General features: G+C 61.2%; 8 protein-coding genes and 1 pseudogene. 6 read left to right on the plus strand and 3 right to left on the minus strand.

Annotated elements, in window-relative coordinates; all coding sequences use genetic code 11:
- From BLU76_RS05550 to BLU76_RS05560, 3 genes are read left to right on the plus strand one after another with little or no spacing between them, the layout of a single operon-like run.
- Entirely contained in the window at positions 1-9,021 is a 9,021-nt protein-coding gene (locus BLU76_RS05550; protein WP_170867277.1) for a non-ribosomal peptide synthetase, read from the plus strand.
- Entirely contained in the window at positions 9,021-12,806 is a 3,786-nt protein-coding gene (locus tag BLU76_RS05555; RefSeq protein ID WP_256572646.1) for a non-ribosomal peptide synthetase, read from the plus strand. The genes BLU76_RS05550 and BLU76_RS05555 overlap by 1 nt, the downstream gene beginning before the upstream one ends.
- Entirely contained in the window at positions 12,803-14,446 is a 1,644-nt protein-coding gene (locus tag BLU76_RS05560) for a cyclic peptide export ABC transporter (protein ID WP_092142017.1), read from the plus strand. The genes BLU76_RS05555 and BLU76_RS05560 overlap by 4 nt, the downstream gene beginning before the upstream one ends.
- A 7-nt stretch (positions 14,447-14,453) precedes the next feature.
- On the opposite strand, the gene fhuF is transcribed toward BLU76_RS05560, so the two are convergent.
- On the minus strand, positions 14,454-15,191 hold the full coding sequence (gene fhuF, locus BLU76_RS05565; RefSeq protein ID WP_092221822.1) for a siderophore-iron reductase FhuF: 738 nt from the start codon (positions 15,189-15,191) through the stop codon (positions 14,454-14,456).
- A gap of 203 nt (positions 15,192-15,394) precedes the next feature.
- Here fhuF and BLU76_RS05570 point away from each other — a divergent pair, with 203 nt between their 5' ends.
- Positions 15,395-15,610: an MbtH family protein gene (locus tag BLU76_RS05570; RefSeq protein ID WP_063321649.1), complete on the plus strand. Its 216-nt coding sequence runs from the start codon at positions 15,395-15,397 to the stop codon at positions 15,608-15,610.
- Positions 15,611-15,646: 36 nt separating this feature from the next.
- Positions 15,647-17,077 carry a diaminobutyrate--2-oxoglutarate transaminase gene (locus BLU76_RS05575; RefSeq protein ID WP_092221825.1) on the plus strand — a complete coding sequence of 477 codons (1,431 nt, stop codon included), beginning with the start codon at positions 15,647-15,649 and terminating at the stop codon, positions 17,075-17,077.
- A gap of 157 nt (positions 17,078-17,234) precedes the next feature.
- Here the strand turns inward: BLU76_RS05575 and BLU76_RS32190 are convergent, their stop codons facing one another.
- Both BLU76_RS32190 and BLU76_RS32195 read right to left on the minus strand, forming a co-directional pair.
- Positions 17,235-17,912 (minus strand): methyl-accepting chemotaxis protein, encoded by a 678-nt coding sequence (locus BLU76_RS32190; RefSeq protein WP_371914685.1) that lies wholly within the window; start codon positions 17,910-17,912, stop codon positions 17,235-17,237.
- Positions 17,913-18,107: 195 nt separating this feature from the next.
- Positions 18,108-19,580: pseudogene (locus BLU76_RS32195) on the minus strand (FIST signal transduction protein); the annotation flags it as partial.
- Positions 19,581-19,601: 21 nt separating this feature from the next.
- On the opposite strand from BLU76_RS32195, the gene BLU76_RS05585 reads away from it, so the two are divergent.
- On the plus strand, positions 19,602-20,708 hold the full coding sequence (locus BLU76_RS05585) for a hypothetical protein (protein WP_092221830.1): 1,107 nt from the start codon (positions 19,602-19,604) through the stop codon (positions 20,706-20,708).
- The last annotated feature ends 122 nt before the right edge of the window (positions 20,709-20,830 follow it).

Below are 20,830 nucleotides of genomic sequence, written 5' to 3' on the forward strand. Positions count from 1 at the left end.
ATGACGCAACAAGCTTTCCTGGAGATTGCGCAGCGGCTGGCTTCCTTGCCCGCGGACAAGAAAAAAGTCTTTCGCCAGCGCCTGGCCGAGAAGGGCATCGATAGCTGGCGCCTGCCAATCGTTCCCGCCGTGCTTGGCGAAGGTGAGCATATGCCGTTGGCGCAGGCGCAGCGGCGCTTTCTGTCGGCGGAAGCCCTGAGCGGTCGTGCCCTTTACAATCTGTGTTCGGTACTGCGTTTCGACGGCCGCCTCGATGGCGAGCGTTTGCAGCAGGCCATGCAGCAGTTGACTGACCGTCATCAGATCCTGCGCACCCGTTACACCACCGATTCCCAAGGCCAGATGCAGCCCCATTGTGAGTCGCAACAAGTGCCGCTGCCATCCGTCGAACCGTTGACCCTGGCGGCTTCTGAATATGAGCAGTGGTGCGCCGATGAATATGCTCGCCAGCTCGCCGAGCCCTTCGATCTCGCTCAGTCGGTGCCTTGGCGCTGGCAAGCCTTCAGCGACGCGCAAGAGCAATCGACTTGGTTGTTTTTCACCATTCACCATGTGGCCTACGATGCCTGGTCGGCTCAGCAACTGACCCTGGAACTGGCCGAGGCTTACCGGGCGCTGGCAATGAATGAGCCGGCCCGCCAACCCGAATTGAGTATCCAATACGCCGATTACGCGGCTTGGGAACGCGAGTGGCTGGACAGCGAAAGCTGCCGGCAGCACATCGACTTCTGGCGCGGCCAACTGGCAGATGCGCCGGCGCCCTTGGCATTGCCCCTGGATCGGCCACGCCCTGCGCCCGCGCAACGCCGCCATAGCGGCGCGGTGCTTGCCCGGGAGCTTTCGCCGCAGCTGACGACGGCGGTAGAAGCCGCCATTCGTAGTCATGGGGTGACGCTGTACATCTACGGCCTGACGGCCTTCAGTTGCTTGCTGTCGCGCTACAGTGGCGAGAACGACCTGTGCCTGGGCACCTCGGCGGCACAACGTGATCGCCCAGAGTTGATGCCCTTGATAGGCCCGTTGCTCAATACCCTGGTGATCCGTCAGCGCCTGCACGACAACCCGGACTTCGCCACCGCGCTGCTGCGCACCCGTGACACCGTCGCGGCCGCCTTCGATCATCAGTTGCTGCCTTTCGAAAATGTCCTCGAAAGCCTTGACCGTCCACGTTCGAACCCGCTGTTCCAGGTAATGTTCGTCCAGGTCGATTTACCCGAAAGCCGCACCCTGACATTGCCCGGTGTCGCGGTTGAAGTGCTCGACCCGCCGCAGCGTCATGCACGTTTCGACCTCACGCTGCGCCTGGTACGTACCGCTGACGCGCGCCTGCGCTGCGAGTTGGAATACAGCGACGAATTGTTCGACGCGGCCACGGTTGAGCAGATGCTGGATGACTTGCTGGCGATTTTCCAAGAGGCATCAAGCCATCCCCAGCGACGTCTGGCCGAACTGCAGCTGGTTTCGCCACCGAGTGAGCTGAGTGGCCCCGCGTTGGGCGCCATACCCTTGCCGCTGGATCAGCAAGTACTTCACTGGGCAACGCACACGCCGAACGCGGCAGCGTTGTGCAGCGCTGGGCAAACCGTCGACTATGCCACGCTCGGTGCCGCAACCGGCGCGCTGGCCGCGCGACTGGCCGGGCAGGGCATAGGTCCGGGCCAGGTGGTTGCACTGTGCATGCCCCGTTGCGCGGAACAACTGCTGGCGATGCTGGCCTGCTGGCAACGCGGTGCGGTGTGTCTGTTTCTTGACCCGGCACAGCCGCCACAGCGACTTGCGCAGTTGCTGCAGGACAGTGGCGCGAGGCTGTGGGTGACACTGGCCGAGGCCCCTGAAACGGACGTCGACATGGCGCGCCTGGTACTCAGTACCGCCGATTTGTCCGCGGTGGCTACCGAGGGGCTGGGCGAGAGCCTCAGTCAGCCGCACCTGCCTGCCTACCTCATTTATACCTCGGGTTCGACCGGTCAGCCCAAAGGTGTCCTGGTCACTCATGGCAACGTGGGACATTACGCGAGCGCGATCGGTCAACGCGTGCAAGCCAAACCGGGTAGCCGCTGGGCGACGTTGGCGACCGTGGCCGCGGACCTGGGGCTGACCTGCGTGTTCGCCGGGCTGAATGCCGGCGATCCGCTGATTCTGCCGCCAGCGTCGTTGACCTTCGATCCGCCAGGCTGGGCTGACTTTCTCGACGAGCAGCCCGTGGATTGCCTGAAAATCGCGCCGTCGCATTTACGCGGGCTATTGGCGCTGGACGATGCCCGACGCGTCTTGCCCAGGGATGTGTTGATCCTGGGCGGTGAGGGTTTCGATCAGGCCTTGTTTGCACGGGTGCGTGAATTGGCACCGCAACTGCGCATCTTCAACCATTACGGTCCTTCGGAGACCACGGTCGGCGTGATCTGCGGGGAAATCCAGGCCCTCGACGCCCCTGACTCGGGTCTGTATCTGCCCTTGGGGCAGCCGTTATCGGATTGCCATTTGCGCATCGTAGACGGCAATGACGTATCGGTGCCGCTGGGTGTCGCCGGCGAGCTGCTGATCGCAGGCCCTCAGGTCGCCCAGGGCTACCTCGGTCAACCTGAGTTGACCGCCCAAGTATTTGGTTCCACTGCCCAGGGGCAACGCTTTTATCGCAGCGGCGACCGGGTTCGCCTGGATCGCAATGGGCAACTGGTGTTCCTGGGGCGTCAGGACGATCAGGTCAAGATCCGCGGTTTTCGCGTGGAACCGGGCGAAGTCAGCGCCTGGCTCACTGCTCAGCCCCAGGTTCGCGAAGGGGCGGTGCTGGCCTGCGAGGTGAAAGGGCGCACGCAACTGGTGGCGTATCTCAGCCCCGCCCTGGCAACCGAAGCGTTGGCGGCTCTGCAAGCCGAGGCCAAGCGTCAATTGCCGGAACACATGGTGCCCAGTCATTGGTGGGGGCTGGATACGTTGCCTCTGACGGCCAATGGCAAGCTGGATCGGCGGGCATTGCCTGAGCCGGCCGAGACCGAGTCGGTCGATGCATCCGCCCGGCCACCGATCGGCGTCACGGAACAGCGCCTGGCGCAGCTGTGGTGTCAGATTCTCGATTGTGCGCACGTCGGACGCGACGATGATTTTTTCGCCCTCGGTGGCGATTCTATTCTCAGTCTGCAATTGATCGGCCTGGCCTCGCGCGAAGGACTCAAGTTGCAACCACGCGATGTCCTGCAGCATTCCACCTTGGCGACCATGGCCCTGTGCATCGATGGCCGGTTGAACCCCGTGTTGCTGACCGTCCTCACGGCTTTTCGCGAGTTGCTTGAACAGCCTGGCCTGGGACCGGACGCCGACTTCTTTGCCGAAGGGGGGGATTCGATCCTCAGCCTGCAATTGATCGCGCGTCTGCGTCAGGCTGAACTGCGCCTGATGCCCCGGCAATTGCTGGAGAACCCCAGCGCCCGGCAACTGGCTGGGGTTCTGACCTCCTCAGCGTCGCCGGCGGTTGCACCGCAGCCGGCAACCGAAGCCTTGGCGCCGCCACGTGCACTGTCCCATGCCCAGCAACGGGTGTGGTTCATGCAACAACTCGATCCGGCTGCAACGGCTTACAACGTTACGCAATTGTTGGCCTTGCGCGGCGATCTGGACGTGCCACGATTGCAGCGCGCTTGCCAGGTCCTTGTCTCGCGCCATGATGCATTGCGCTGCAGGTTTTTCGAAGAGCAAGGGCAAGTCTGGCAGCGCCTGGATGAGACGGCTGCTGCAATCTTCAATGTGCATGACCTCCAGGACCTGGATGAATCACAACAGGCAGTGGCCATTGCCGGGGCCGCCAAGCGGGTTTTTGACCTTGCGCAGGGGCCGTTGCTGGCAATCGATGTATTTTGTGTGGCACCGGGTGATTATCGCTTGCTGTTCAATGTCCACCACATTGCCGTGGACGGCTGGTCCATGGGCTTGTTGGTCGAGGACTTTGCGCAGATCTACCAGGACCGGGCCACGCCTGCGACTACCGGATTGTTGCCATTGATCGAAGCACAACGGCGAGGCATGGAAGGGGAGCAGGGCAGCCAGTTGCTGGCCTACTGGCAACAACGCTTGCAAGGTCTGAGCAACGAACCGCTGGAGCTTCCCGACCACTGCACGCGACCGGCGCTGCAGGCCTACGCCGGCGCCCGCAGTGAGCTGGCCTTGCCCGTTTCGTTGAGCGCGGCGGTCGAGGCCCGGGCCAGGGCACTGGGTGTCACGCCCTTCGTGCTGTATTTCGCCGCCTACCAGCTCCTGCTCTGGCGTCATGGTGGACGCAATGATTTCGCCATTGGCTTGCCAGTGGCAGGGCGCGAATCGGCCGAGAGCCAGGCATTGGTCGGTTTGTTCGTCAACACACTGGCGCATCGGGTGCAGATTGATCCCCGGCAAAGCCTGCAAGCCTTTATCCAGACCCTGAACGGACAGTTGGCCGATGATTTGTCCCATCAGGCGCTGCCGTTCGAGCAACTGCTGGACATGCTGGATGTCGAGCGCAGCCTGGATCGCACGCCGGTGTTCCAGGCGATGTTCAACTACCAGGCCGACCATCGGGATTCGCGCCGCCTCAACTTGCCGGGCATCAGCGTGGAAACGCTGGCGTTGCCGGACGGCGTGGTGAGTGCCAAGTTCGACCTGACGTTCAATCTGTTCACCCAAGGCCGCGGGACTGATGCGCGTACCGGGTTGATTGTCGAATACGCGACTGCGCTGTTGCGCCCCGGTACCACCCAACGGCTGATGGAGGATTACCAGGGATTGCTCGCCAGCCTGGTCAGCCTCGATCTTCAGCAGCGCTTGCTGGAAATTCCCCTGGGTTCAGTCGCAACTTTGGCCGTGGCGGGCAAGTCCATGCATCTGCACAGCGAGGCCGATTTTGTCACGCGCTTTGAAGTACAGGCCGCCGTTCATCCTGAGCGTATCGCGGTGTGCTGCGCTGATCGCCGCTTGAGCTACGCGGCGCTGGATGCCCAGGCCAATCGCCTGGCCCATTGGCTGCTGGCGCAGGGTATAGGGCAGGAGTCGACGATTGCCTTCTGCCTGCCTCGGGACGAAAGACTGCTGGTGTGCCTGTTGGGGATCCAGAAGGCAGGTGCTTGCTACCTGCCGCTCGACCCAGCTCATCCACCGGCACGCCAGGCGCAGATTCTCACCCGCGCTCGACCGCAATTGCTGCTCTGCGACAAGCTGTTCGCGGACCTGCCCGAACACCTGCGCAGTTGCCTGTGGGCGGACCTGCCATTGGCTCGGTTCCCTGCACAAGCCCCGGCATTGGCGACGACGCTTGAACAGTTGGCCTACACGCTCTACACCTCCGGATCGACCGGGCAACCCAAGGGCGTGCAGATCAGTCGAGGGAATTTCGCCAACTTCCTGCTGGCCATGGAAGAGGCGCTGCCACTGGAAAACGTGCAACGTTATCTGGCCTTGACCACGGTGACCTTCGATATTTGCGGCCTGGAGCTGTGCCTGCCGCTGGTGCGCGGCGGCACCGTGGTATTGGCCGATGATGAAGAGCGACAGGACCCCATGTTGCTTGCGCGATTGATTCAGGACCAGGCCGTGGATCTCATCCAGGCTACACCGGCCACTTGGGCGATGTTGCTGCAAGGCGATCGCCAGGTGCTGGCCGGGCTTGTGGCCCTGGCCGGTGGTGAGGCGCTGGCGGCGGAAATGGCGACCGAGATCAGGCAATGCGTGGCTCACCTCGTCAACGTCTACGGCCCGACAGAAACCACGGTGTGGTCCACCCAGGCGCCGATCGGTGCCTTGCAGTTGCCCGTCGCACCCATTGGCCGGCCATTGCTCAATACCCGCTGCCACATCCTTGATGAGCACTTGTGCGAAGTACCTCCCGGTTGTGTGGGCGAGCTTTATATTGCCGGTGACGGTCTGGCCCGCGGTTATGCCGGGCAGCCTGGGTTGACCGCCGAACGGTTTATTGCCGATTCGTTCAGCCGTGACGGTGGGCGTTTGTACCGCACCGGCGACCTGGCGCGCTGGCAGCCGGATGGGCAGCTGTATTACCTCGGTCGCACCGATGACCAGATCAAATTGCGTGGTTATCGTATCGAACTGGGGGAGATCGAGGCCGTGCTGCTCAGCCACCCCGAACTGCTGCAGGCGGTCGTGGCCGTGCAAGGCGAGCATCTGGCCGCCTTCTGGGTCGCCAATCCCGACAACCCACCCGACGCCGCCTCCATCCGCACTTACCTACAGGGGCGCTTGCCGGCCTATATGTTGCCGACGCATTTGCAGGCGCTGGAACAACTGCCCCTCAATACCAATGGCAAGGTGGATCGTAAACAGCTGCCACGCTTGCAGTTGGAAAACCGCGGCGAGGGGGACGTCCAGCGCCCGCTGACGGCCAGCGAGGCGTTGCTGGCCGAAGTCTGGGCAGCGGTGTTGAACCTGCAACAGATTCCTGCTGACGGTCATTTCTTCCAACTGGGCGGGCATTCTCTGATGGCGGCCCAGGTGCGTGCGCGCTTGCGGGAACAGGGCTTTGAAGTGCCTTTGCGCTGGCTGTTCGAAACGCCGGTACTGACGGACCTTGCGCAGCGCATCGAGGGTCTTGCGCAGCACCTGGATCTGGCTTCGTTGCAGATCCCTCAGGTCGATCGGCAGCTTGAGCAACCCTTGTCCTCGGCGCAGCAACGCGTCTGGTTGATGCAGCAGCTGGACCTGGCCGACAGCAGCTTCAACATGAGCAGCAATGTGCGCTTGCGCGGACAACTGGACCGTCATGCCCTGGAGCGTTCAGTGCACCGGCTGGTAGACCGCCATGCCATCTTGCGTACCACCTATCACCAGCGTAACGGCGAGTTGTACCAGCGGATTCACGGACAGATGTCGGTAGCGTTGCAAGTGATCGCCTCGAACGCCGCGCAGTGGCCGGTCGATGCCCGCGACATTGCGCTGCGACCGTTCGACCTCGCCAGCGAGGCACCGCTGCGGGCCGTCCTGTACCGCCTCGGTGAGCAGGAACATGTGCTGCAGTTGGTCATGCACCACATCGCCTCCGATGGCTGGTCCGGCGCTGTGCTGGTGGATGAACTGATCCAGGGTTATGAAGCGTACAGCACGGGCGCGCTGCCGCCCCAGAGCGAACTGGCGATCCAGTACGTCGACTATGCCGTATGGCAAGGTTCGGCGGCGGTACAGCTGCGTCAGCGTGAAGGCCTGGCGTTCTGGCGACAGACCCTGGCCGGCATTCCCGCGCAGGTGCCACTGCCGTTCGATTTTCCCCGTCCGGAGCGCGACAGCGGCACCGGGGCGGCCCTGGACTTCCAGTTGTCAGCGGCCACGGTTGGCCGGCTGAAGGCTTTCGCGCAGGACAGCGCAACGTCGCCGTTCATGGTGCTGCTGACGTGCTATGCCGCCGTGCTGCAGCGCGAAACGCAAGGCCGTGATCTGGTGATCGGAACGGACGTCGCCAACCGCGAGCATCCGGCCACTGAATCGCTGATCGGCTTTTTCGTCAATCTGCTGGCCTTGCGTATCCGCGTGCAACCGGAACTGAGTTTGCGTGAGCAAGCGCAGCAGGTCCGGGAGATTTGTCTGCAAGCATTCGCCTGGCAGGACACGCCGTTCGAGCGTGTCGTCGAGTGCCTGGAGCTGCCACGGGTGGCGAATGTCCACCCGTTGTTGCAGACGTTGTTTGTCCTCGACAACACGCCGCGCCAGCAACGCCAACTCGGCAATCTGCAGGTTGAACCACTGACGGGCGAGCAGCACCATTCCAAGTTCGACATGGCCCTGTTCGCCAGCGAAGACGGCGATGTGTTCAACCTGCGCTGGGTGTATCGCACCAGCCTGTTCCGCCCGGCCACGGTCGAACGCTTGCGTGATGCCTTCGAGTCCCTGCTGGACATGGCCCTCGGCGCACCGGACAACCCAATCGACACCCTGATTCCGACTCCAAAAGGAGCTGCTGCAATGTCCACGGACAATCCGCTGCAACGCAAAATGAGCAAATTGGGCAAGATGCGCCAGAGCGGATCGCCCGTTACCCGCGAGCCCTTTGAAGCCCGACCGTTGCGCGAAGGTTCGAAGTTCCCCCTGTTGATTCAACTGCGTGACCGCGAACTGGCACCGGCCATTTGGGCTGAGGCCAACCGTGAGAAGGTCGAAAGCTGGTTGCGCGAGCACGGTGGGATTCTCTTGCGTGGCTTTGATTTGCCGACGCCGGCGGCTTTCGAGGCTTTTTGCCAAGCCTTGTGCCCTCAGTTATATGGTCAGTACGGTGACCTGCCGAAGGAAGAGGGCGGCAAGAACATCTACAAGTCCACGCCCTATCCCAAGGATCGGATGATCCTGTTCCACAACGAGAGTGCTCATCAGCATCGCTGGCCGCGTCGCCAATGGTTCTACTGCCAGACGCCCGCCACTTCCGGTGGCGCGACCCCGATTGTCGACAGCCGCCAGGTTTACCGTGAACTGCCGGCCTGGCTGCAAGCGAACCTGCGTCGCAAGCAACTGATGTACGTGCGCAATTTCAGCACCAGCCTGGACGTCAGCTGGCAGCACTTTTTCCAGACCGAGGAGCGCGAGCAAGTCGAGCGGATCTGCCGTGAGAGCAACATCGATTTTGAGTGGCGCGGCGCCAACGATCTGCACACCCGTCAGGTTTGTCCTGCGGTGATCCTGCACCCGCTGACGGGAGAGGAGAGCTTCTTCAATCAGATCCAGCTCTATCACCCGGCCTTTCTCGATGCCGATGTGCGTGAGCAGTTCCTGCGCGACGGGACAACTGCGATGCCCAGACAAGTGTTCTACGGTGACGGTTCCGAGCTTGAGCCAAGTGCCATCGAGGCCATCAACGCTGCCTACGACCGTTGTGCCGTGCGCTTCGACTGGCAGCAGGGCGATGTGGTCATGCTCGATAACATGCTGGCTGCGCACGCCCGGGATCCGTTCGAAGGCGAGCGTAAAATTGTGGTGGCCATGGGTGAAATCTATGGTCGTGATCAGGTCATGGCTGCGCCGGCGCAGACCGAAGAGACACCCGCAGAGTTGAAACCATGATGGACCTTGGACTAACGCTTTCACCTCAACAAAAACAACTGGCCCAGGCCAATCCGCAGGCCTGGCGCTGGGTTCGGATGCAACTGTCGGGCGTGCCCGAGGCCACTGTCCAACAGCGACTGCGTGACGGCTTGCAGCAGCATCAAGCGTTGCGCTTGCGCTACCAGCGCCCGGTTGGCGCCACGGGACTGCGCCAGCGTGTGGTCGAGCCCCTCGACTTGCGCCTGAGCTGGCGTGAGGGACGTTCAGGTGACGGGCATGATGAGCAACAGTGGCTGCTTGAGGCCAAGGCGCATTGCCTTGCCGAACAACCCGATGTGTTGGCCTGGCTACTCGACGATTATCTGTTGTTGGCGGTCCCGGTTTATTCGCTGGATCAACGCAGCCTGATCCAGTTGCAGGAGCAATTGTTGGGACGTGCCGCGTCGTTTGACACTGAACCCATGCAGTACGGCGAATACGTCGAGTGGATCAATGGCCTGCAGTTGGACGAGGATGCCGAGCAAGGCACGCAGTTCTGGCGCAACCTGGCCTTGCAGGACGTACCGGGCATGCGCCTGATCGAGCGCTATGGCATCGCCAGCGGCAACCATGCCGTTGTTCGGCTAAGGCTTGCGCAGACATTGCCAGCGGCGTTGACGGCGCTGGCCGTGCGCGAAGGCGTGGCTGTCGAAGCGCTGGCCCTGGCCGCCTGGGGCTCATTGCTGGGCAGGCTCAATGGCCAGCAGCACGGCCAGTTGGGTCTGCAGCACGATCCTCGCGATGACTATGAAGAACTCTCGGGAGCCTATGGGCTGTTCGAGCAGACGCTGCCGATGGTGGTGCGGGTGTCCGAACACAGCACCTGGATCAACCTGGCCCGGCCATTGGCTCGGCAACTGGAAAACGCGGTGGCTTGGCAGGAATATGTCGGTCAGGCTCAGCTATTGCCCGAGTGGCGTGCCAGCTTTCAGACCGGGCTGCGTGTCGTGCATGCACCGCTGCTGGAGGGGCTGCAAGTCCTGTCCTTCGACACCCCGGTCGAACTGCAATTGCAACTGACGCTCGATGCCCAGGACAGTGGGGAACTGACACTGGCCTATGACCGTGGTCTGTACCGTGAAGAGCAGATGCAGGTCTTGCTCAAGCGCTTCGCCCATTGGCTCGAGCAATTGCTGCAGTCGCCCAATGGCCTCATCAACGGTGTCGATCCGCACTTGCCCGAGGAGTTGCTGGCGTTGCCGACGCGTCCCGCCCTGGCGCCGGATCTCGATATCGTCGCCACCGTGCGCGAGCACGCTCGGACACAACCGGATCGACCGGCGCTGCGCTATGCGGGGCAAATGTTCTCTTACGCCGAACTCGATGCCTTGAGCGATCGTGTTGCCGGCAGCCTGCGTCAGGCCGGTGTTGGCCATGAACACGTGGTCGGCCTGTATTTGCCCCGTGGGGCGCAGATGTTGATCGCGATGCTAGCCTGCTTCAAGATCGGTGCTGCGTACCTACCACTGGATCCCCAACAACCACCGCTGCGGCTGGCCGACATTATCGAGGATGCCCGACCGACCTTGTTGCTGTACGTAGAGGGGCTGCTGCCCGATACCTCGGTCGACACCCTGTGCTGGTCACAGGCATGCACGGGGCCGGTGTTCGATTCGCCGGTGCAGGGTTCGGCGCAAGACCTGGCCTACGTGCTCTATACCTCAGGCACCAGCGGCAAGCCCAAAGGTGTGCAAATCGAGCAAGGCCAATTGCGCCATTACGTCACGCAAGTGACCCGCGCGCTCCAGTTACCCGAGGCCGGGCATTATGGCCTGGTGTCTTCACTGCTCGCGGATCTGGGAAATACTGTGTTGTTTCCGGCCTGGTTGCAGGGCGGTTGTGTGCATGTGCTGGAGCAGTCCACCGTGACCGATGCCCGGGCGTTCGCCGAAGAGCTTCAGCGCTACCCGTTGGACGTGCTCAAAATCGTTCCTTCACACCTTGAAGCGCTGATGGGCGAGCACGCTCCCAACGGCATTCTTCCACGCCAGGTCCTGGTACTGGGCGGAGAGCCGCTCAGTGAGCATTTGCTGAGCCGTTTGGCCCAAGCGAAACCGGCCTGTCGCCTCTACAACCATTACGGACCGACAGAGACTACGGTTGGCGTGCTATGGCGTGCGATCGATGTCAGCCAGGGCGTGGGTGATAGCGCCTTGAACCAGGTATTGGGTGATAACCGCATCCACCTGCTCGACGACCAGCAACGCGCAGTGCCGTCAGGCCAGGCCGGGGAATTGTGCATCAGTGGCGCCAGTGTCGGGCGCGGTTATGTGGGTGGTGTCGGTGGCGGTGCCTTTGGTGTCGATCCACTCAGTGGCCACCGCCTGTATCGCACCGGTGATCTTGCTTTGCGCCAAGCCGATGGTGCCGTACGCATTCTGGGGCGCAATGATCAACAGGTGAAAATCCGTGGGTTTCGCCTGGAGTTGGCGGAAGTCGAACAGGCTTTGTTGGCCCAGCCGGGCGTGTTGCAGGCTGCGGTCTTGCTGGACGGCGAAGGCGACCATGGGCGCTTGCTGGCTTTCGTGGTCAAGGACGACGCCCTGTCGCAAACGACCGAGCAACTGTACGCCGCCCTGGCTCGCCAGCTACCGGACTACATGCTGCCCAGCGGTATCCTTGCACTCAAGACGCTGCCACTGAACAGCAATGGCAAGCTTGATCGCAAAAACCTGCTCGAACGCGCCAGGCAGCGTTTGCAGAACACTCGCGTGGCGCCCGTGGGCGAGCTCGAAACGGCCATTCTGGCGATTTGGTGCGAGGTGTTGGGTGTCGACGAGCTGGGGGTGACCGACAATTTCTTCAACGTCGGTGGGCACTCGCTGGCGGCGATCAAAGTGGTGTCGCTGATTCGCGAGCGCCTGTCTCTCGAATTGCCGACCAATCTGCTGTTCGAGCGGCATACCGTCCGTGACCTGGTTCATGGCCTGGGTAACGATCACAGCGGCGGCCCATGGCACGTCTTGAATGACGCGCATGAACATGCGCCGGCCCTGTTGCTGGTGCATGGCGCGCAAGGGCATCTGCAGGCGTATCAGCCGTTGGTAGAGAATCTAAACGGTAAAGCCGCTGTCTTTGGTCTGGCCGCCCTGGAAAAGGGCTGGGATGAGGACGACATGGACGTGCTGTTGCAGCAATATGTGGCGAGCATCCCTGTCCAGCTGAAACAGCGCCCGCTGGTGCTGCTGGGCTGGAGCCTGGCGTCGCGGCTGGCATTGATGCTGGTGCCCCATCTGCAAGCCCACGGCTTTAGCGTCGAAGGGCTTGTGGTGCTCGATCACGATGCGCAGCGCAGCCTGGCCGGCGAGGGCGACGAAGCCGGCCAGTTGATTGCCGATTTTGCTTTCTACTGCCGCACTCACGCCCAGCCAATCGGTGAGTCGCTGCGCGAACGTGTGACGGGCCTGTTGGCAGGTCTGGACTATGCCGAGGGCGTTGCCCGCTTGCTCAACGATGCCCAGGTGCGTGCGCATCTGCAATGGGGAGCCGCCGATGCTGATTTGCTCACGCTATTGGCGCAATATCGCTCGATCAAGATGCGCTTGTATGAGCAAGCCTTGCCCACCGTTGATGTGCCGCTGTGGCTCTGGCGCGGCAATGCCCATGCCGACTTGCGTGCTCAGTGGCAAGCGCATACCCACCAAGCTGTTCGCCAGTGGACGCTGGACGTGGGGCATCACGAGATGCTCGCAGAGCCTCGATTGGTCGAAAGCCTGTTGCCTTTACTGTTGCAAACCTCTGCCAAGGTGGTGTCTGTCTCATGATGTTATTGAAAGAACTGCTGCACGATGCTCGATGGCGCATTCTGCTGGCGATTCTGAGCAGCGCCTTGAGCGCGGCAACCAGTATCGGCCTGATCGGGTATATCAACCGCAGCCTGGAGCATGGGCTCGATGATATCGGCCGGGGCTTGTTGCTGTTCGGTGGTCTGCTGATCCTATTGTTCATCAGCGGTGTCACGTCGCAATGGCTGCTGGTGCAGATCGGGCATCGCCTGGTTTACCAATTGCGCCTGCGGCTGGTGGGCAAGGTGTTGGGCACAGCACTCGAGCGCATCGAGCGGCTGGGCAGCCCGCGTATCTACAACGCGCTGACCAAGGACGTGACCACCGTCGCCACGGCGTTCAAGCAACTGCCGATTTCCTTGTACAACGGCTTGCTGTTGTTGGCGGGGCTCGCCTACATGGCCTGGTTGAGCATGCCGTTCTTTTTCCTGACCCTGGGGGTGATTGCCCTTGGGGTCGGTCTTGACGTGCTGCTGGGGCGCAAGGTCAAGACCCTGATGCAGGCCGTGCGGCAGCAGGATGACCAGTTGACCGAGCAGTTCGAGGCCGCCATCCAGGGGCGTTGCGAGTTGGGCCTGAGCCGGGAACGCCGGCACCTGCTCTACGAACACAAGCTCGAACCCATCGCGCGGGCCTCGCTGGAGGCGTCGGTACGTGCCGACACCTTGTGGGCGGTGAACCTGAACTGGACGACACTGCTGGTGTTCGTACTGATCGGTACGCTGTTCTTTCTCGGCCAGGGGCTGGGGTTGCTCAGTCAGCAGGTTGTGGTGGGTTACGTGCTGGCAATCATGTTTCTGCGCACGCCGATCTCGATGATCCTGGATGCCATTCCTGCGGTCATTCGCGGCCATGTTGCCTTGCAGGCCATCGATGCCCTGGCGTTGGGTGAGACGGTGCAGTTCAAGACCCCTGCACAAGCGGCGCAACCCTTCGGTGAGTTGCGCCTGTCAAACGTGCATTACCGCTATCCCGGGCAAAGTGACGAATTTGCGTTTGAGTTGGGGCCGATCGACCTGTCGATTCGTCGCGGCGAGTTGATTTTCATTGTCGGTGGCAATGGCAGTGGCAAGTCGACCCTGGCCAAGCTCCTGACGGGGCTCTACGTTCCCACCTCTGGGCAGGTTTCGCTGAACGGCGTGGTGCTCGATACCCGCACCAGCGAGTGGCACCGGGAGCATTTCGCCGCCATTTTTGCCGACTTCTATCTGTTCGCCGATGTGCTGGGCGAAGCCGGCAATCATGAGGGGCTTGAGGCCCGGGTGGATCATTACTTGGACCGCCTTGGGTTGGCCCATAAAGTCGAGTTCGCTGCCGGGCGCCTGTCGACCACGGCCCTGTCCCAGGGCCAGCGCAAGCGCCTGGCACTGTTACTGCTGATGATGGAGGGCAGGGAGGTGTTCCTGCTGGACGAATGGGCGGCGGATCAGGACCCGGTGTTCCGCCACGTGTTCTACAACGAACTGCTGCCCGAGCTGAAGGCGGCCGGCAAGACGGTGATTGCAATCACCCATGACGACCGCTATTTCGATGTTGCCGACCGGGTCTATCGTCTCGACTACGGCCATCTCGTGGACTACGACCGAGCGACAGAGAACCCTTTTCAACTGGCGAAATAGGTTGCAGTTAAACGGGCAGTTCCTGCCGTTTGCATTCATCGAGTGGGCAACTGCTGCAATAGCCGACGCCGGGCAGGCGGTAGCGAATGCAGCAGATGCGCCTCAGGCGCTGCGGCTCGTCCTCGCCGATATCGCGGTACTGCACGGGGGCGAACAAAGGATTACGCCGGCCGTTCGGGCGCAGGCGGGTATTCAGGATTTCTTTGGCCGGTGCGGTGCTGTACGCGTTGGCCAATGGGTGCAGGTCGATACGGCTGGTGACGAATTCGAACGTATTGCCGGCATTGCTCCAGAACAACCGGGGCGATGCCTGGGAGACACTGACCAAGGTTTCGATGACGGGCTCCAGATGATCCTCGACCAGGGTATGAAATCGCTCGAAGGCGGTGCAGGCTGGCAAAGGCTGGCCGGCATGGGGCAAGTGCAACGCCTGTGGCCTGGCGTCATTGCCCAGTTGTATCCCGGTGTCGGCAAGGGCAAGTGGCAGATCGCATTGCTGGAGCAGATTGGCGGCCATCACGGGTGCCAGGAAGGTGCTGAAGTACCATTTGGACCACAGTGACACCAGGGCCAGGCGCTCATCGGTTTTGTACCGTGCCTGCAGGTCGTCGACGAATGCGCCGAAATATTCATGCTGGAAGAACCTGTCCCCCGGTACGTCTGTACGGGGATGGCTGCGCAGTTGCAGCTTTTCACCATGGTCGGCAAGCGGACCGGTGAACAGCGGGGCAAGGCTGGGAATCATCGACTCATCCGTGGACCGCGAATTGAGAGCGGTTATCGTTCAGAGGGGCCCGAAGTATAAACAGGGCGTTGCCGTCTTGCGACTGTTCATCGTCGATAGGGAAATTTGAGAACAGTGTATGAATTTTTAAAAATTAATGAGAATCGCTACCATTAGTATTGTATCGTAGGCGTCTTTCCGCCATGTCAGTCAAGGAGCAAGCAATGAGTTTGGACAGTCCGGATACGCGCTTTCTGGTTGTAGTCAATGATGAGGAGCAGTACTCGATCTGGCCGGATTATCGAAGCGTGCCCAATGGCTGGCGCACGCTCGACATGAAAGGCAGCAAGCAAGAGTGTCTGGACTATATCGAAAAGGTCTGGACCGATATGCGCCCGCTGAGCCTGCGCCAGGCCATGCACGTACAAGGACAGGGCTGATCGCCCGCGACAGAGTTTTTACCTCAGGGATTCAATATGGAAAGCGTCCAGCCCCGTCTATCATCCAGCGCAACCTTCACACTGGAACAGTTTCGCCAGCAAGCACCGCGTGAACTGAACACCAACCCGTATCTTCAGCGCCAGGCGGCCCGTGAATCGAATGCCCGGTCTTATCCACGGCGTATTCCGTTGGCGCTGCAAGAGGCCCATGGCCTCTATGTTCGTGATACCCAAGGTCAGCTGTTCATGGATTGCCTGGCGGGGGCGGGAACTCTGGCGCTGGGGCACAACCACCCGGTAGCCATCGCGGCCATGCGCCAAACGCTCGACTCCGGCTTGCCCTTGCACACCCTGGATCTGACGACACCGGTCAAGGATCGCTTCGTCGAAGACCTGTTCAACGCGCTGCCGGAAAACTTTGCCCGTCATGCTCGCATCCAGTTTTGCGGGCCGACCGGTGCCGATGGCATTGAGGCGGCCTTGAAGCTGGCCAGGACGGCCACCGGGCGCAAACCGATTCTGTCGTTCTCTGGCGGCTACCACGGGATGACACTGGGCACGTTGAGCCTGATGGGCAACCTGGGGCCGAAACAGGCACTGGGCTCGCTGATGGCCGATGTGCAATTTCTGCCATATCCCTATGACTACCGTTGTCCGTTCGGCATCGGCGGCGAAGCCGGTGTCGATGCCGGGTTGCATTTTATCGAACAACTGCTCAGCGACCCGGAGTCGGGTGTGCTGCCACCCGCGGCGGTGGTGGTCGAAGTCGTGCAGGGCGAGGGCGGCGTGATCCCTGCGCCAATACGCTGGCTCCAAGGCTTGCGCCAATTGACCCGTAAGTTCGGCGTGGCGCTGATCATCGATGAAGTCCAGACCGGCCTGGGTCGGACCGGCAAACTGTTTGCGTTCGAACACGCGGATATCGAGCCCGATATCCTCGTACTCTCAAAAGCCATCGGTGGTGGCCTGCCGTTAGCCGTGATGGTGTACCGCGAAGAATTGGATACCTGGAAACCAGGTGCCCATGCCGGCACATTCCGCGGCAATCAAATGGCGATGGCTGCGGGGGCTGCGACGCTGCGCCATATCATCAGCGAAGACTTGCCGGGACATGCCGATGTCATGGGGCAACGACTCATGGCGGCTCTGCGCCAGCTGCAGGACCGCTATGCTTGCCTGGGCCAAGTACGCGGCCGAGGACTGATGGTGGGTGTGGAAATCGTCAGTGACACGGCGAGCGACAGTCGTGTCCCAGCAGCCGATACGGCATTGGCCCAGGCAATCCAGCGTCAATGCCTGCGCTTGGGCGTCATTCTGGAGCTCGGGGGGCGCCATGGTGCCGTTGTGCGGTTCCTGCCGCCATTGATCATCCGGGCCGAGGAGGTCGACGTGTTGGTCGAACTGTTCCAGGTTGCCCTGGCCAATGCTCTCGTGGAGGTCAAGGGCCGGACGTTGCATATCGCATGAAATGCTGCAATGTGGGAGCCAGGTTTGCTCGCGAAGACGGCGGCACATTCAACATCGATGCAAGCTGATCCACCGCTATCGCGAGCAAGCTTGCTCCCACAAAGGATTGCGGGAGCCCACGGCATCCAGATTCAACACCAAACCCTGCAACAGTTGCTCAGGCACTGGCGTGGGTCAGCCCGGTCAAGGTGTCCGCGATGGCCTTCGTGCGTTGTGCCGTGCCTTCGGTGGTGCGGCTCGAGTCTTCCAGGGCATCGAGCATCTCGCGCAGGGCGCTGACGGCGACGGACTGGTCTTCGATCTGTTGGGCGACGCCTTGGATCTCCGTCGAGAGCAGGTCAATGTCCACGCCAATTTCCGCAGCATTCTTGCGGGTGATTTCCGCGAGCTTGCGGACCTCATCCGCCACCACCGCAAACCCTCTGCCCATTTCACCTGCCCGCGCTGCTTCGATGGCGGCGTTAAGGGCCAGCAGGTTGGTCTGTCCGGCGATTTGCTGGATGACCTGTACGATCGACTGAATACGCAAGCTCGAACTGGCGAGCGCACGGGCGCCGACCACCGCTTCACCCGCTTGCGTGGCAAGCTGTTCGACGGTCGTGCCGGCCTGCTCGGCGACGCTGTTTTGCCGGTCAATCGTGCCCGTCAGGTCATCCATCGACAGGTGTAGCTCACCTGAGTAGTGCTTGATTTGCGTCGCCATCTGCGCTTGCTGCTGGCTGGCCTGGGCCAATACCTGGCCCAGATCGGTCAGGCCGTCGAACACCGGCAGGATGGTGTTGTCCAGGCCGCGAGTGTCCAAGGCGCTGCTGAAGTCGTTCATCTTGAACGCCATGATCTGCTTGACCACGACGTGGTTCAGGCCGGCCAGTTTCTTGACCTGGCGGCGCAGGAAAAACGCCTTGAACTCACCATAGTGGGCGATGAAGTTGTCGACGTACTCATCGACAAAGCTGGCGCCCTTGGTGACCCTGAAGAAGAAAATCGCCGTGAGTGTCTGGTTAAGGTTCAAACCGAGAATTTCACCAAACGTCGAGAAACCGGCCAAAGGCACATCCCCGAAAATACCGGCCATGCTGCCCAGGTCGCTGCTGTTGTTGAGCCGGCGCAGGATGCAGTCATTGAGAATAGCGGCCACCGGACGGCCGCCCTTGCCCTTGAGGAATTTCTCGTAGTCCAGTCGGGTCGCCTCGCGAAGGGGCGTGCGCTTGACCATCACCAGCTCTTCGCCGGGCGCCACGTCGCAGAACAGCTGGATGATCTGCTGCTGATATTCGATACGGGCAATGGAGCGCACGAACAGCTCATCGCCCACACGGATGGCGAATGAATAATCGGCGAGCTTCTTTTCCAGCGCCTGGGCACTGCACTCGAATGCATCGCACAGCGCCTGGACCATGCTCTTGATGTTCCCCCGGCTGTCGATGACCTGGTCGATGGTGCGGTCTTCGACCGACGCGGTCAGCACGCTGAACGTCAGCCCGGCAGGTTGGAAGTTCTGGCTCTTGAACACCCCGAAGCGCACATCCGCCGCGGTTTTCAGGAAGACAATCTGCGCGTGGTTCTGATAACTGCGTTGCCCATCACTGATCAGGGTCTTTTTGAAATCCGTCTTGCCACCGGCCGAGCCGCCGACGAACAGGCAAGGGAAACGCCCCGACTCATAGAGCGCCTCCATAAAGAACGACTCGGAAGCTGAAAGACCATCGAACACCACGTAGGCCAGCGTATCGCGATGGTCAATGGGCGTGCGCACTTGCACCTGCTTGATGTTATTCACCAGCCTGGCGATGCGCTCACGCATGGCCAAGCGCTTGCCGCCTCCGCGAATGTCCTCGCACTCCAGCGGCACCATCACCACCTCAGCCGACACAATCACACTGGCGTCAAAGAGCTGCAACACCACCCGATCCCAGCTCTCGCCGGTCTGGCAGTACAGCGTGTTCGCACCGTTGCACAGCTCACCCGACGTCGTGCACAAGCTGATGGCGCTTCGGGGAAAACGTTGCTTGACCTTGGCGGCGACCCGGTCGATGTCCAGGTGAGGGGAGACGAACCCGGTGACCAACACAGGGGTGATACGTACGTTGGCCAGCGCCTGGTCCAATTCAGCAGAGGTGCAGGCCACACTTACAGCCCCTTGAGTGCGGGCTCGGGCAGTGTTGAAGAGGTTCAGTAGGTTCATGGCTGGACTCGGTTGAGCGCGACGTGACGCGTACGAGGTATGCGTGCGGAGTCCTTTCCCTGTAGCGGTCACGGCTGGGGACTTGTATGGGCGTGAGCTTGTGCTATTTGCGGGGGCGGTCCATAGGGGCTTTTGGTTGGGGTTTGCTCCGTCTGTTGGATAGCGACTTTCGTATCGGTCCCGGGGGCGGTCTCTGAACAAATCAGCCCTATGACGCCTGGACGGCAAAGCGACACCCGCTATGCTATCGACGATGGCGTCTTGCCATTTACCACGCCCACCACAACCCCAGGTGTGAGACGAGAACCTGCTCGTCATCGCCCTTTGCAGAGACAATCCATGAATACATACAAAGCCGTGTCCGGAGTGGCCTGGGGTGTTTTGTTGGGTTGCATCGGCCAGGTCAACGCTTTTCAGCTTTCGCCGGATGGCACCTTGGCTGAGCGGGAGATGGCCAAGAAATACGGGGTTTCCTATAAGGCGACGGTGCCTTTCGCCAGTTTTGCGCTGCATAATTTTTCCGATCCTGCCCATGAGGCGCTGACGCAGAAGATCTATGGGTGCGACGGGGATTGGCAGGAGTGCAGCAACCCCAATCTGGAGAATGCCGGTGCCTACATCATTGCCGGGGTTCGCTGGAACGATGATCCGGTGTTCATGCCGGGCGCGGAAGATGCCAAGACCAAGGGTTGCGATGGACGTTACTCGGTGGGTTTTATCTCGCAGACGCGGTGCTGGGTAAATCTTTTCGAGAAAGCCGAAAGCAAAAGCGCTTCTGATCCAATGGCGTTCATGGGCGCAGGGAATTACATCTCTCGTTCGCATTTTGGCGACCTGCAGTTCTTGCATTCCATGGCTTCCCAGGAGGGCGTCGCGCCAGAGCAGACCAAGCGAGAAATCATGATGTGGGCCGAGTTCGCTTGGGGCGTTGCCGATGGAACCTATCCCATCAATACCTATTTGAAAGATATCAAGATCGAAGGCTGGGACCAGCATTTCAATAACGGACAGACCGTGCAGGATCTTTTTGCCGTCGGGCGTCCATGGCTGCGGGCGAATGTGAACCAGGTGGCGCTTGGCAGCTTGCTTCACCTTGTCCAGGACAGCTTTGCTGGTGGGCATGCGCAGCGGCGTGAAGAGGTGTTGGGTGACAAGTGCATGGGCGGTGCCGAGGCTGTGCAGGGGCGAATCGAGGAGTTTCACTCTTACGCCCGGCAGGATCATGCCAAGCACAAGGCCGATGACGCCAGTTCAGTCGCCAGGATCATGCTGATGGCCCATGAACCGGACGTCGTGGATGCGGGCAAGAAGTTGAGAGGGTTTATCGCCGATCGCAGGAAATGGGCGGATGTCAGGCCTTATCTGGATGAGTGTGTTTTTGCGCTGGCCAATGAAACGACTCCGGCGTCGGCGGGTGATGGATATAAGCTGGAGGCCAACCGCTGAACACCTGATGACAAGCTGGTGGGAGCTTGCTCGCGATGACGTCGGCATATTCAGCATCGGTGCAGGCTGATCCACCGCTTTCGCGAGCAAGCCCGCTCCCACAGTAGCCACAGAACCCCAGC

The sequence above is a fragment of the Pseudomonas sp. NFACC08-1 genome, from assembly GCF_900106735.1.
Classification (GTDB): domain Bacteria; phylum Pseudomonadota; class Gammaproteobacteria; order Pseudomonadales; family Pseudomonadaceae; genus Aquipseudomonas; species Aquipseudomonas fluorescens_Q.